At 74.9% G+C, this 13,954-nt stretch carries 11 protein-coding genes; 7 read left to right on the forward strand and 4 right to left on the reverse strand.

Annotated elements, in window-relative coordinates:
* Positions 1-96: 96 nt before the first annotated feature.
* From ASD18_RS13430 to ASD18_RS13460, 7 genes are all read left to right on the forward strand, one after another.
* On the forward strand, positions 97-1,863 hold the full coding sequence (locus ASD18_RS13430) for a GTPase domain-containing protein (protein ID WP_056092720.1): 1,767 nt from the start codon (positions 97-99) through the stop codon (positions 1,861-1,863).
* Positions 1,860-3,347, forward strand: coding sequence for a GTPase (locus tag ASD18_RS13435; RefSeq protein ID WP_056092724.1), 1,488 nt, complete (start codon positions 1,860-1,862; stop codon positions 3,345-3,347). Before ASD18_RS13430 ends, ASD18_RS13435 begins: the two co-directional genes overlap by 4 nt.
* Positions 3,348-3,480: 133 nt before the next feature.
* Positions 3,481-3,990: a single-stranded DNA-binding protein gene (locus ASD18_RS13440; RefSeq protein WP_056092728.1), complete on the forward strand. Its 510-nt coding sequence runs from the start codon at positions 3,481-3,483 to the stop codon at positions 3,988-3,990.
* A 161-nt stretch (positions 3,991-4,151) separates the two neighbouring features.
* Positions 4,152-5,834 (forward strand): energy-dependent translational throttle protein EttA, encoded by a 1,683-nt coding sequence (gene ettA, locus ASD18_RS13445; protein ID WP_056092731.1) that lies wholly within the window; start codon positions 4,152-4,154, stop codon positions 5,832-5,834.
* 107 nt (positions 5,835-5,941) lie between these two features.
* Positions 5,942-7,798 (forward strand): dynamin family protein, encoded by a 1,857-nt coding sequence (locus tag ASD18_RS13450; RefSeq protein WP_082574046.1) that lies wholly within the window; start codon positions 5,942-5,944, stop codon positions 7,796-7,798.
* Positions 7,795-9,411: a GTPase gene (locus tag ASD18_RS13455; protein ID WP_056093631.1), complete on the forward strand. Its 1,617-nt coding sequence runs from the start codon at positions 7,795-7,797 to the stop codon at positions 9,409-9,411. Before ASD18_RS13450 ends, ASD18_RS13455 begins: the two co-directional genes overlap by 4 nt.
* Before the next feature lie 20 nt (positions 9,412-9,431).
* Positions 9,432-9,926, forward strand: coding sequence for a thioesterase family protein (locus tag ASD18_RS13460; protein WP_056092733.1), 495 nt, complete (start codon positions 9,432-9,434; stop codon positions 9,924-9,926).
* Here the strand turns inward: ASD18_RS13460 and ASD18_RS13465 are convergent.
* From ASD18_RS13465 to ASD18_RS13480, 4 genes are all read right to left on the reverse strand, one after another.
* Positions 9,904-11,517 carry an SDR family oxidoreductase gene (locus tag ASD18_RS13465; protein ID WP_082574048.1) on the reverse strand — a complete coding sequence of 538 codons (1,614 nt, stop codon included), beginning with the start codon at positions 11,515-11,517 and terminating at the stop codon, positions 9,904-9,906. The two genes, ASD18_RS13460 and ASD18_RS13465, sit on opposite strands and share 23 nt — an antisense overlap.
* A gap of 52 nt (positions 11,518-11,569) precedes the next feature.
* Entirely contained in the window at positions 11,570-12,571 is a 1,002-nt protein-coding gene (locus tag ASD18_RS13470) for a DNA topoisomerase IB (protein WP_056092736.1), read from the reverse strand.
* A gap of 44 nt (positions 12,572-12,615) precedes the next feature.
* Complete coding sequence (locus ASD18_RS13475) at positions 12,616-13,485, reverse strand: acyl-CoA thioesterase II (RefSeq protein ID WP_056092740.1); 870 nt, start codon at positions 13,483-13,485, stop codon at positions 12,616-12,618.
* 70 nt (positions 13,486-13,555) lie between these two features.
* Positions 13,556-13,939, reverse strand: a complete 384-nt coding sequence (locus ASD18_RS13480) for a globin (RefSeq protein ID WP_056092743.1) — start codon at positions 13,937-13,939, stop codon at positions 13,556-13,558.
* Positions 13,940-13,954: the final 15 nt, after the last annotated feature.

Consider the following 13,954-nt stretch of genomic DNA (forward strand, 5'->3'; position numbering starts at 1 on the left):
GGCGCGGCGCCGGATCCTCCGTTCCCGGACGAACCGCTCGCAACCGACCCGCGTGGCGCGTTTTGCCAGGTCAGATCGCACCGCGACAATGGGCGCGTGAGCGCACAGCCCGGCACCGCGCCAGTGCAGCCTGTGCCGACCGCGCAGCCGCTGGCTCCACACGCACGTCACGCCGCCTCCGACCCCCGCGACGTCCTCGCGCGACCGCTCGCGGCGACCTCCCTGCTGGACGCCGTGCGGGACCTGCGCCGCGACGTGGAGCGCACCGGCTTCCCGCTCGAGATCGACGGCATCGCGTCTGCGCGAGCGTCCCGGGCGCGGCTCGTGGACCAGCTGGGCGAGCACCTGGTGCCGCGCCTCACGGAGCTGTCCGCGCCTGCCGTGGTGGTGGTCTCCGGATCGACCGGCGCCGGCAAGTCGACGCTGGTGAACTCGCTGGTCGGGACCGAGGTGAGCACCGCGGGGGTGCTGCGGCCCACGACCCGGCGGCCGGTCCTTGTGCACAACCCGCTCGACGCCGAGCTCCTCTCGCACCACCCCGTCCTGGAGTCGGTGACCGTGGTCGCGGACGAGAACGTGCCGAGAGGCATCGCCCTGCTCGACGCGCCGGACCTCGACTCGGTGCTGGAGTCCAACCGCGAGTCGGCGCACCGCCTGCTGGAGGCGGCCGACCTGTGGCTCTTCGTCACCACCGCCGCGCGCTACGGCGACGCGCTGCCCTGGCGGGTGCTGCAGGGGGCCGTCGACCGGGGGGCCTCCATCGCCATGGTGCTGAACCGGGTCCCGCCGGCCTCCCTGCCGACCGTGCGCGGGGACCTGCTCGACCGCCTCCGCGGGCACGGGCTGCAGGGCTCACCCCTGTTCGTCGTGCCCGACCTCGGCCCGCACGAGGGACTGCTGCCCGCCACGGTCGTCGCCCCGATCCGCCGCTGGCTGGCGATGCTCGCCGGGCCCGACCGCGCACGCACCGTCATCGGCCGAACGCTGCGAGGCTCGCTCGCCGCGCTGCGTCCGTGGGTCGACGAGCTGGCGGAGGCCGTGCAGGCGCAGGCCGACGCGGCGAGCGCGATCGCGGCGGTCCTCGACGAGGCGGTCGTGGGGCCGACCGCGCAGGGGTCCGCGTCCATCCGGGGGGGTGCGGTCGCGGACGGCGCGGTGCGTGCCCGGTGGGCGGAGCTCGCGTCCGACGCCGGCCCTCTCGGGCGGGTCGTGCGCCCGTCGGGTCGCATCCGCGGGTCGGCGCGGGAGGGTCGCGCACGGGCGACCGCCATCGCGCCGCTGATCGAGGACCTGACGCGGTCCGCGGCCGCCACGCTGACCGCCGCGGGCGCGCAGACGGAGGAGGTCCTGCGGGCCGCGCTCACCGGACCCGACGGGCCGGAGGGTGGCGTGTCCGTGGATGCCGCGTGGACCTCGGCCACGCTGCGGACCGGGCGGCGGAACGCTGCCGAGCAGGCGGCGCGCGCCTGGATCGCCCAGGGCCCCCGCGTGGTGCGGGCGGCGCTGACGCAGGGGCCGGCGGAGTCGACGCCCGAAGGCACCTCCCGGGCGCGTCGCGACGTCGCGCGCGAGGTCCGTCGGCGTCGCAAGGCGGAGAACGCGCTGGGCGACGAGGGGCTGGCCGCCGTGGCGCTCGCCGCAGCCGCCGGAGTCGTCGAGGCGCGGGACCTGCTGGTCGACCTCATCGACGTGGCGGGGGAGCGTGCCGTCACCGAGCTGCGCGACGACCTGGTCGCCCGGGTGGCGGGGCAGGCGGCGGTCGAACGCGCGGCCGTGGGCGAGGTCCTGGCAGACCCGGACCTCGCCGAGGACGCGGCATCGCGGCTGCGGCTGCGGCTCGCCGTGCTGAAGGGACTGACGTGAGCACGACGACCGACGGGCCGCGGCTCGGCGACGACACGGCTGCGCTGACGGCCCGCGTCGACGCGCTCGACCGTGCGCTGGCGGTCGGCGGCGCGCGTCTGGCGCCGTCCGTGGTGGCCCGGGTGGTCGCGACGGTGGACAGCGTGCGGGAACGGCTCGAGCTCGGCGTGGACCACACGGTCGTCGCGCTGGTCGGAGGGACGGGCTCGGGCAAGTCGAGCCTGTTCAACGCGATCTGCGGGCTGGACTTCGCCGACGTCGGCGTGCGCCGGCCGACCACCTCGGAGATCACGGCATGCGTGTGGGGCGACGAGGGCGGACCGCTGCTGGACTGGCTCGGCGTCGTGCCGGACCGCCGGATCGAGCGCGAGAGCCTGCTCGACGGCGAGAGCGAGGCACCGCTGCGCGGCCTGGTCCTGCTCGACCTGCCCGACCACGACTCGATCGCCCCGGAGCACCGCGAGGTCGTCGACCGGCTGCTGCCCCAGGCCGACCTGCTGGCCTGGGTGGTCGACCCCCAGAAGTACGCGGACGACGCCCTGCACAGCGGCTACCTGCGCCGGCTGGTCGGGCACGAGTCGTCGATGGTGGTGGTGCTCAACCAGGTGGACACGGTGCCGCCGGACGTGCGGCCCGAGCTGGTCGCGGACGTCGAGCACCTGCTCGTCGACGACGGGCTCACGGGGGTGCCGGTCCGTGAGGCCTCGGCGCGCACCGGCGAGGGCGTGAACGTCCTGCGCGAGCTCCTGGCCACGGTGGTCGGGTCACGGTCGCTGGCTGCCCGCCGCGCGAGCGCCGAGCTCAACGACGCCGCCGCGCTGCTGGCCGCGGAGGTCGCCGCACGCGAGCCCGCCCCGGCCGCGTTGTCGGTCACGGACGTCGTGGACCGGCTGTCCGCCGCGATCGGCCTGCCGGCAGTGGCATCGGGTGTCGGTTCCGCCGTGCGCGGTCGGGCGTCGACCACCCCGGGGTTCGGCGCGGTGCAGGAGGACGCCGTCGGCCTCGCCCGGTCGTCGTGGCTCGACGCCGTCACGCCTGGGCTGCCCCGGCGGTGGGGTCAGGACGTCGCCTCGCGGGTCGCGTCGACCACCGAGATGCGGCTCGCCGTGACGGACGCGCTCACGCAGCTCACCCTCTCGTCGCGGCGGTCATCCCTGGCGCTGGGCCTGACGGTCGCCGCCGTGCTGCTCGGTGGAGCGGCCGTGCTCGTCGGGTCGATCGCGGTCGGGTCACTCATCGGCGCCGGAGAACCGAGTGCCTGGGCCGCCGTGGTGGCGGTCGTCCTCGTCGTCGCCTGCGTCGTCGCAGCCGTCGGGGCCGGTGCCGCACGCCGGGCGGCAGCACGGAGACGGTCGGCTCGGGTGCTGCAGGACGGGCGTGCAGCCTTGGAGAACGTGGCCCGCGCGCGGCTGGCCGTCCCGACCGAGACCGTGCTGTCCGAGCACCGGACGGTCCGCGAGCTCATCGCCGGCGCCACGGGCTGACCCGCCCACAGCCCCGCCGCTCGGATGCCCTCTCCACGGTTCGTCCGCTGCTCCGCCCCTGCGGCGCGCCCGCGGCCGACCCTGGTCGCACGAGCCCCGCACCCGCCGGGGCGCACGGCACCGGAGGAATCCCATGAGCTCGCAGTCCCTGGACCTGACCGTCGTCGGGTGGATCGGCACCGAGGTGCGGATCCACCACGAGTCGGACGGCGGCGTCCCGTTCACCACGTTCCGGCTGGGCAGCACGCGCCGCTGGTTCGACAAGCAGGCAGGCGTCTGGAAGGACGCGCAGACCGAGTGGTTCAACGTGAAGGTGTGGCGCACCACGGCGCTGAACGCGGCGCGGTCGCTGCGCAAGGGCGACCCCGTCATCGTGCAGGGGCAGCTGTCGACCGAGGAGTGGGTGGGCGCGGACGGCCCGCGCACGTCGCTCGTGCTGGACGCGAGCGCGCTCGGCCCGAACCTGGCGTTCGGCAGCAGCCACTTCGCGCGGACGGTCAGCCCGGCGGCCGCCTCCGACGACGCGTCCGACGCGGCACCCGCGGACGTCTCCGGGCTGGAGGAGCTGCCGGAGGACGAGGGTGCTGGTCAGGCACCCGCGCAGGACGAGGAGCGGGGGCTCGCACTGGCCGGCGCCAGGTGATCGCCTAGGCTGGGGCACCGGCACCCGACGACGTGGCTGGTCGGACCGCGCGCACACCGTGCCGCGCGGTCGACCCGCCGCCGGGATGCTGGTCAGCAGTGCCCCGAGACACCCGCGAGAGCCGGGGCGACCCCACGAGCATTGAGGCGGACGAAGAGCCAGTGGCTGAGTTCATCTACAGCATGTACAAGACGCGCAAGGCGCACGGTGACAAGGTCATCCTCGACGACGTCACCCTGAACTTCCTGCCGGGCGCCAAGATCGGCGTCGTCGGACCCAACGGCGCCGGGAAGTCGACGATCCTCAAGATCATGGCCGGCCTGGACCAGCCGTCGAACGGCGAGGCGCGCCTGAGCCCCGGCTACACGGTGGGGATCCTGCAGCAGGAGCCGCCGCTGAACGAGGCCAAGACGGTGCTCGGCAACGTCGAGGAGGGCGTCGCCGAGATCAAGGGCAAGCTCGACCGGTACAACGAGATCTCCGAGCTGATGTCCGAGCCGGACGCCGACTTCGACGCCCTGCTGGCCGAGATGGGCCAGCTGCAGGAGGCGATCGACGCCGCCGACGCCTGGGACCTCGACGCCCAGCTGGACCAGGCGATGGACGCGCTGCGCTGCCCGCCGCCGGACGCCGACGTCACCGTGCTGTCCGGTGGTGAGCGCCGCCGGGTCGCCCTGTGCAAGCTGCTCCTGGAGAAGCCGGACCTGCTGCTCCTCGACGAGCCCACCAACCACCTCGACGCGGAGAGCGTGCTCTGGCTGGAGGCCCACCTCAAGGACTACCCCGGCGCCATCCTCGCTGTCACCCACGACCGGTACTTCCTCGACCACGTCGCGGAGTGGATCTGTGAGGTCGACCGCGGCCGGCTGTACCCGTACGAGGGCAACTACTCGACCTACCTGGAGAAGAAGGGCGAGCGCCTCGCCATCCAGGGCAAGAAGGACCTCAAGCTGGCGAAGCGCCTCAAGGACGAGCTGGAGTGGGTGCGGTCCAACGCCAAGGGCCGGCAGACCAAGTCCAAGTCGCGCCTGGCGCGCTACGAGGAGATGGCCGCCGAGGCGGACCGCACCAGGAAGCTCGACTTCGAGGAGATCCAGATCCCGCCGGGTCCGCGACTCGGCTCGATCGTGCTCGAGGCCAAGAACCTGGGCAAGGGCTTCGACGGGCGCGTGCTCATCGACGACCTGAGCTTCACGCTGCCGCGCAACGGCATCGTCGGCGTCATCGGCCCGAACGGCGTCGGCAAGACCACCCTGTTCAAGACGATCGTCGGGCTCGAGCCGCTGGACAAGGGCGAGCTCAAGGTCGGCGAGACGGTGTCCATCTCCTACGTCGACCAGTCGCGTGGCGGGATCGACCCCAAGAAGACCCTGTTCGAGGTGGTCTCGGACGGGCTCGACTTCCTCAAGGTCGGCAACGTCGAGATGCCGTCGCGCGCCTACGTGGCTGCGTTCGGCTTCAAGGGCCCCGACCAGCAGAAGCCCGCGGGCGTGCTGTCGGGTGGTGAGCGCAACCGCCTCAACCTCGCGCTCACGCTCAAGCAGGGCGGGAACCTGCTCCTGCTCGACGAGCCCACCAACGACCTGGACGTCGAGACCCTCGGCTCGCTGGAGAACGCCCTGCTCGAGTTCCCCGGCTGCGCCGTCGTGGTCTCGCACGACCGGTGGTTCCTCGACCGGGTGGCGACGCACATCCTGGCCTACGAGGGCACGGAGGACGAGCCGGGCAACTGGTACTGGTTCGAGGGCAACTTCGCCTCCTACGAGGAGAACAAGGTGGAGCGGCTCGGCGCCGACGCCGCCCGCCCGCACCGCGTGACGTACCGCAAGCTGCGCCGCGACTGACGTCCGACGAGGCCGCCCGTCCACGTGACGGGCGGCCTCGTCGCGCTCACCGCACCTTCTCGGACCTGCGCCTATACGCTCGGCATGACCTGGGAGGCGGTGTGGCGATGGAGCACGACGAGCTCGTCGGCGCCCTGCTCACGCTGCGCAGCCGCGTCGCCGACGTCCGGCTCCCGCTCGAGACCGCGTCGGCCCCGAGCGCCCGTGCCGACCGCACCCGTGTCCTGGACCAGCTCGACGACTACCTGCTTCCGCGGCTGCGCGATCCGGGCGCACCGGTGCTGGTCGTCGTCGGCGGCTCGACGGGTGCGGGCAAGTCCACGGTGGTGAACTCGCTGGTCGGCGCCGAGGTCAGTCCGTCGGGCGTGCTGCGGCCCACCACCCGCTGGCCGGTGCTCGTGCACCACCCCCTGGACGTGCGCTGGTTCAGCTCGGACCGGGTGCTCCCGTCGCTGTCCCGCGCGGACGCGGCCGGCGAGCAGGGGCTCGCGGGTGCGCGTCCAGGACTGCGTCTGGTGGCCTCCGAGGCGGTGCCGGTGGGGCTGGCCCTGCTCGACGCGCCCGACGTGGACTCGGTCGAGGAGGGCAACCGGATCCTCGCCGCCCAGCTGCTGGGTGCCGCCGACGTCTGGCTGTTCGTCACGACCGCAGCGCGCTACGCGGACGCCGTCCCCTGGGAGCTGCTCGCCGACGCCGCCCAGCGGGGCACGCACCTCGCGCTGGTGCTGGACCGGGTGGACGTCGGTGCCGAGACGGCGGTGGGCGAGCATCTGCAGCAGATGCTCGCGGATGCCGGGCTGTCGGCGGCCACGGTGATCGTGGTGCCCGAGGTCGCGCTCGAGGACGGGCTGCTGCCCGAGCACGCCGTGGGGCCGATCGCCGACTTCCTCACCCGGACCGCCACGGACCCGGCCGTCCGCGCGGCCGCGCTCGCCGAGACCTGGGACGGGGCGGTCGCCGACGTGTCCCGCCGGGCGCTCGACCTGGCCGCGGCGGCCGACGAGCAGCGGGAGGCGGACGTGCGCCTGCGCTCGGCGGTGACGGCGGCCTACGCGTCGGCGTCGGCCCAGGTCGCGCACGCGACCTCCGACGGGACGCTGCTGCGCGGTGAGGTGCTGGCCCGGTGGCAGGACGTGGTCGGCACCAGCGAGTGGTTCCGCTCCCTCGAGCAGGGGGTGTCCCGGCTGCGCGACCGCGTGGTGGGGTTCGTGCGTGGGCGTCGACCGGCCGAGCCGGCTCTCGTCGAGGCCGTGGCGCACGGGTTGTCGGCCGTCATCCAGGACGCGGCCGAGGACGCCGCCGAGACCGCCCACTCCGCCTGGCGGCACGACCCGGCGGGCCTCGCGCTGCTCGACGGGCTGGCCCTCTCGCGGGCGTCGAGCGACCTGCGGACGCGCACGGCGGAGCAGGTCCGCGCGTGGCAGGGCGACGTGCTGTCCCTCGTCGAGACGGAGGGTGCGGACAAGCGGACGACCGCGCGTGCACTGTCCTACGGGGTCAACGGCCTCGGCGCGGTGCTCATGGTCGCGGTCTTCGCGTCGACCGGCGGGCTCACAGGCGCGGAGGTCGGCATCGTCGGCGGGTCGGCCCTGCTCGCGCAGCGCCTGCTGGAGGCGGTCTTCGGCGACGACGCCGTGCGTCGGCTCACGCAGGAGGCGCACAGCCGCCTGGCCGCGCGCACGGACGCGCTGCTGGAGGAGGAGTCGTCCCGGTTCACGCGCCAGCTGGACGCCACGGGTGCGCGAGGACGCGACGGGGACGACCTGCGGGCGTCTGCGGCGGCGGTGAGCTCGGCGATGGCGGCACGGACCGCGGCGACCGCGTGGGGGGCCGGCGAGCTCCCGGCCGGTGGCAGCGGGCACCTGCGCGGGACAGGGGCCGTCGCCCGCTCGGTGGCTGTGCCCGACCGCGAGGAGCCGGAGCGCCCCCGGTGGTGGAGCCGCTGGTTCCGGGGCGACGGGTGAGCGCGTCGGCGGGGAGCCTGACGGGGCGCGTCGCGGCGCTCGACGAGGCCGTCGGTCTTGCACGCGGGCGGCTGCCCGACGCCGCCCTCGAGGCGCCCGCGGCCGTCGTCGCGAAGGCGCGGGACCGTGCGGCGCTGTCGGGTGAGTACACGGTGGTCGCGCTCGCCGGCGCCACCGGCTCGGGGAAGTCCTCGCTGCTCAACGCCCTCGCCGGTGCGCGCATCGCGGAACCGGGCGTCCGTCGGCCCACCACCGGGCAGCCGGTCGCGGTGATCGTCCCCGCCAAGGGCGGCGACACGGACGAGGGCGCCGACGAGCTCCTCGACTGGCTCGACGTGCGCCAGCGGCACGTCGCGGCGAGCCGCGCCCTGGAGTCGGCGACCGGCCTGGTGCTCCTGGACCTGCCCGACCACGACTCGGTGGTCACCGAGCACCGCGCGATCGCCGAGCGCCTCTACGGGCGCGTGGACCTCCTGGTCTGGGTCGTCGACCCGCAGAAGTACGCCGACGCCGCCCTGCACGCCCGGTACCTGCGCGGGCTGCGGGACCACGCGGGAGTCGTCGTCCTGGTGCTCAACCAGGCCGACCGGCTGGGCCCCGCGGAGCAGCGGGCGATGCTGGCGGACCTGCAGCGGTTGGCCGCCGAGGACGGTCTGGGCGCGTCGCCGGTGCTGGCTGTGAGCGCGTCGACCGGCGCGGGCGTCGGGGAGCTGCGGGACCTGCTCGCGCGCGCGGCGCAGCGCCGGCTGGCGGCGACCGAGCGGGTGACCGGGGACGTGCGCCTGGCGGCGCGCGCCCTGGTCGAGGCGTGCGGCCGCCCGCCGAACGTGCGCCGGGAGGTCGGTGCGGCGGCGTCGCTCGTGCGCGCGTGGGAGTCCGCGGCGGGGGTCGGCGAGGTGGCGGACGCCGTGCGGCGCTCCACCAAGCGGTCGGCGCGCGCTGCGACCGGGTGGCCGGTGACGCGGTGGGTCGCGCAGCTGCGCCCGGACCCGCTGCGGCGCCTCGGCCTGGGGCGCGACCGGCTCCAGGCGGGGGCCGACGACCTGCTGCGCTCGTCACGGCCGGCGCCGGCGGCGGGCGAGCGGGCCGCGGCGCTCAGCGCGGTGCGCACCTACGTGGACGCCGCGACGGCCGGGGCGCCCGACCACTGGGTCCTCGCCGCGCGGTCGCGCGCGGCCGACGTGGATCTCGACGACGTGCTCGACCGGACCGTCGTGCGGGTTCCCGTCGGCGCCGTCCGCGTGCCGTGGACGTGGCGGCTGCTCGCGTTCCTGCAGTGGGTGCTGCTGGCGGTCGCGGTGGCGGGGCTGGCCTGGCTCGTCACGCTGGCCGCCATGGCGTGGCTGCAGCTGCCCGCGCCCGAGACGCCGATGTGGTGGGGGGTGCCCGCGCCCACGCTCCTGCTGCTCGGCGGGGTCGCCGGGGGACTGCTCGTCGCGGGGCTCGGCTGGCTGGTCGGGGTGGTCGCCGGGCGCAGCCGTGCCGCGACGGCGCGCCGGCGCCTGGGTGCGTCCGTGGCGGCTGCGGTCAACGACCACGTCATCGGACCGGTCGCCGCCGAGATGGACGCGTTGGCGCGCTGCCGCGCGGCGGCGTCGAAGGCCGCGGCCTGACCGCTCCTAGGATCGAGCGCATGACTCGCCTCGAGGTCCCCGTGCAGCTGCGCTGGTCGGACATGGACGCCTACCAGCACGTGAACAACGTCGAGATGCTGCGGCTGCTGGAGGAGGCGCGGATCGAGGCGTTCTGGAGCCACCCGGTGGCGCCCGACGGCAGCCGGGTGGAGAGCGCCTGGCCGACGGCGGTGCTCGACGCCGGTCCGGGCGCCGAGCTGTCCACGCTGGTGGCGCGCCAGGAGATCGAGTACCTCAAGCCGCTGGGCTACCGCCGGACCCCGGTGATCGTCGAGATGTGGCTGGGCCACCTGGGCGGGGCCAGCCTGGACGTCTGCTACGAGGTGCGCGACGCGGGTGACGTGGGTCCCGAGCGCGTCACCTACGCGCGCGCCGTGACCACGTTGGTGCTGGTCGACGCGGCGACCGGAGCTCCCCGGCGCATCGGACCCGAGCAGCGCGCGGCCTGGTCCGCCTACGTGGAGGAGCCGGTCACGATCCGCCGGCGGCGCTGACGCGTCGGTCCGTGCGGGCACGCTCGGCGGTCTCCGCCGCACGGGCGATGTTCCGCTGCATCCCGCCGAAGACGATCCCGTGGAACGGGTACACGGACCACCAGTAGAGCTGCCCGAGCAGACCCTTCGGGTGGAACAGCGCGCGCTGGGAGAAGACGGAGGGGGCAGCGTCGGACGTGCCCGTCGGCTCGACGCGCAGCTCCAGCCAGGCCAGCCCTGGGACGCGCATCTCGGCGCGCAGCCGCAGCAGGCTGCCCTCCTCGATGGCCTCCACCCGCCAGAAGTCGACCGCGTCGTCCACCAGCAGCTGCAGCGGGTCCCGACGTCCGCGGCGCAGGCCGGGACCGCCCACGAGCCGGTCGGCCAGCCCGCGGACGCGCCACGCCAGCCCCCAGGAGTACCAGCCGCGCTCGCCGCCGACGGCCTCGAGCACCCGCCACAGCGCCGCGGGGGAGGCGTCGACGGTGACCTGGCGCTCGTCGACGAACAGCGAGCCGCCCGCCCAGTCGGGGTCGCTCGGCAGCGGGTCGCTGGGCGCTCCGGGCACGGAGGCCGACGACCAGCGCGTGGTCACGGCCGCGTCCTGCACGCGCTGCAGGGCCAGCCGCACCGCGCGGTCGAAGCCGATCAGGCCACCGGGCGGGTCGGGCACGTGCTCGGCGATGTCGTGCTCGTCGCAGACCACCTCGTGCACCAGCGACTCGACCAGCGGACGCGCGAGGCCGCCCGGCACCGGGGTCACCAGCGACACCCAGAGGCTGGACAGCTTCGGGGTCAGCACGGGGACGCCGACGATGACCCGTCGGTGCAGCCCCGAGGCGGCGGCGTAGCGCTGCATCATGTCGCGGTAGGTCAGGACGTCCGGGCCGCCGATGTCGAACCCGCGGCTGACCTCGGCGGGCATCGCGGCGGAGCCGACCAGGTACCGCAGCACGTCCCGGATGGCGATGGGCTGGATGCGGTTCTCCACCCAGCGCGGCACGGTCATCGCCGGCAGGCGCTCGGTGAGGTAGCGCATCATCTCGAACGACGCGGAGCCGGAGCCGAGGATGACCGCGGCGCGCAGCACCGTCGTCGGGACGCCGCTGGCCAGCAGGATCTCGCCGACCTCGGTGCGGGACGCGAGGTGCGGGGAGAGGTCCTCGCCCTCGGGGTAGAGGCCGCCCAGGTAGACGATCCGCTCGACGCCCGCCTCGCGCGCCGCCTGCCCGAAGACGAGGGCGGTGTGCCGGTCGGTCGACTCGAAGCTGCGCCCGGAGCCGAGCGAGTGGATCAGGTAGTACGCGATCTGCGTGCCCTCGAGCGCCGCGCGGATCTGCTCAGGGTCGGCGGCGTCGGCTGCCGCGACCTCGACGTCGCCGTACCAGGGGCGTCCGCGCAGCCGGTCCGGGTGCCGGGCGATCGCCCGCACGCGGTAGCCGGCGGCGAGCAGCTCGGGGACCAGCCGACCGCCGACGTACCCGGTGACGCCGGTGACGGCGACCAGAGGGGCGTCGGCGCGCGGACGCCCGTCGGGGCCGAGCCCGGGCACGAGGCCCTCGAGGGTCTCCGCGACCGGGGCGGGCAGGAGGTCGTCCGGGGCAGTGGCCATCTGGGAAGTCTGCGGTGCCTGGCGCGGACCCGCACCCGGTCGCGCCGGATCCTCAGCGCTCGCTCAGCAACGCGAGCGTCTCCCGCTCGGCGACGGCCTGCGACCGGGTCGGACGGATCGTCGTGCCACGCTCCCAGAGGTCGATGACCCGCGGGTCGATGTAGGACGCCCGGCACACGGCGGGCGTGTTCCCGAGCTCCTCGGCGACCGCCCGCACGACGTCCGTGACGACACGACGACGCGCACGCTCCGCCCGCGGAGGGGCCCCGGCGTCGGCCAGCCCCCGGGCGGCCAGCACCGTGGCGTGCCACGTCCGGAAGTCCTTGGGGGTGGCGTCGTCGCCCAGCTGCTGCTTGACGTAGGCGCCGACGTCCGCGCTCGTGACGTCGTGCCAGCCGGCGTCGTCCTGCCACGCGAGCAGCTCCTCGCCGTCGTCGCGCCGCCGGGTCAACGTCCGCACCAGGGTGGCGACGTCGTCGTCCTCGACCACCGTGTCCCGGACCTGGCCCGACTTGGCGGGGAAGTTCAGGTGCACGCGGCCGGGGTCGCCCTCGCTCTCGGGTGCCAGGACCCGGACGTGCGACCGCAGCAGGGTCGCCAACCCGTAGGAGCCGTGCTGGAGCGCGTAGCCCTCGCCGCCCACCCGCAGGTAGGCCAGGTCGAGCAGCCGGAACGCCAGCGCGAGCACCTTCTGGCGCGGCATGCCCTCGAGCGCCAGGTCCGCGCGGACACGTCGGCGCGCGGCGGGCAGGCGGCGGGCGACGTCGAGCACGTGGTCGTGCTTGAGCCGTCCCCGTCGGACGGTCCACTGCTGGTGGTAGAGGTACTGCCGGCGCTCGGCGTCGTCGAGCCCCGCCGCCTGGATGTGCCCGTTGGGCCACGGGCTGATCCACACCTCGCGCCACGCGGGCGGGATGGCCAGCGTGGTGATCCGCTCGAGGTGCTCCTCGTCGACGATCCGGACCTTGTCGAGGTCGAGGTAGACGAACCCCCGACCGGCGCGACGTCGCGACCAGCCGGGGGAGTCGAGGCGGACGCGGCGCAGGCGGACCATCCGGGCAGTGTCACCCGGCTGCGCTCGGTCCGCGCGGGGAGCGGTCAGTCCGGGAAGCGGACCATGCCCTCCTGGGCCACCGACGCGACGAGCGTCCCGTCCTGCGTGAACACCCGTGCGGCCCCGAGCCCTCGGCCGCCCTGCGCGCTCGGCGTGGACTGCACGTACAGGAGCCAGTCGTCCACGCGGACGTCCCGGTGCCACCACATGGCGTGGTCCAGCGAGGCGATCGACAGCCCGCGGGTGACCCACGAGCGGCCCGCCCGGCGCAGGATCGGCTCGAGCATCACCTGGTCGCACGCGTAGGCCAGGAGCGCGCGGTGCAGCAGCTGGTCGTCGGGGACGGGCCCGCGCGACCGGAACCACACGGCCTGCTGACCGGTCGCCTCCTTGGGCGGGCCCAGGTAGATCGAGCCGTCGACGTGCCGGACGTCGAATGCGGCCTCCTGCGTCCAGAACTTGGCCACCGGGTGGTCGATGCCGCCGAGCACGTCCAGCGCGGACGGCACCTCGTCGGGGCCGGGGATCCCGGCCGGCACCGTGTCGGCGTAGTCGAGCCCGGGCTGCTGCTCCTGGAACGACGTGATCATGGACAGGATCGCCTCGCCGCCCTGCAGCGCGTGCGTCCGGCGGGCACTGAACGAGCGGCCGTCGCGCAGACGCTCGACCGCGAACGTGATGGGCTCGCGAACGTCGCCGGCCCGCAGGAAGTAGCCGTGCAGCGAGTGCGGGAGCCGGCCGTCCGTGATCGTCCGGCCGGCGGCGAGGAGCGCCTGCGCGAGCACCTGACCACCGAACACGCGCCCGCTCGGCTGCGGCAGGCTGCGCCCGGTGAACTGGTCCGGCGTTCCCGGGTGCTCCTCCAGCCGCAGGATGTCGAGCACGGGGGCGGTCGGGTCGGGCTCGATCGTCATGGACGGCAGCGTCTCACGAGGGGCGGCACCCGAAAGGTGTCCGCGGGGCGTGATGTCGGTCGCAGAGGACTCAGTCGTCGAACGTGTTGAGCATCGAGTGCGCGGCCCGCTCGAGGTAGTCCCAGAGCTCGGCGTGGTGGATGGGCGCCAGGTCCAGGCTGTCGACGGCGGCCCGCATGTGCAGGAGCCAGCGGTCGCGCGCGTCGGGGTTGACCTTGAACGGCGCGTGCCGCATCCGCAGCCGCGGGTGCCCGCGCTCGTCGGAGTAGGTGGTCGGCCCGCCCCAGTACTGCTCGAGGAACAGGGTCAGCCGCTCGGCGGCCGGGCCGAGGTCCTGCTCGGGGTACATGGGGCGCAGCACCGGGTCGTCGGCGACGCCGCGGTAGAACTCGTCGACCAGCCGCACGAACGTCTCGTGCCCGCCGATCGCCGCGTAGAAGGAGTCGGATCTCACGCGGCAATCCTCACA

Origin of the sequence: Cellulomonas sp. Root137, from assembly GCF_001426725.1 — a bacterium.
In the GTDB taxonomy this organism is placed as follows: domain Bacteria; phylum Actinomycetota; class Actinomycetes; order Actinomycetales; family Cellulomonadaceae; genus Cellulomonas.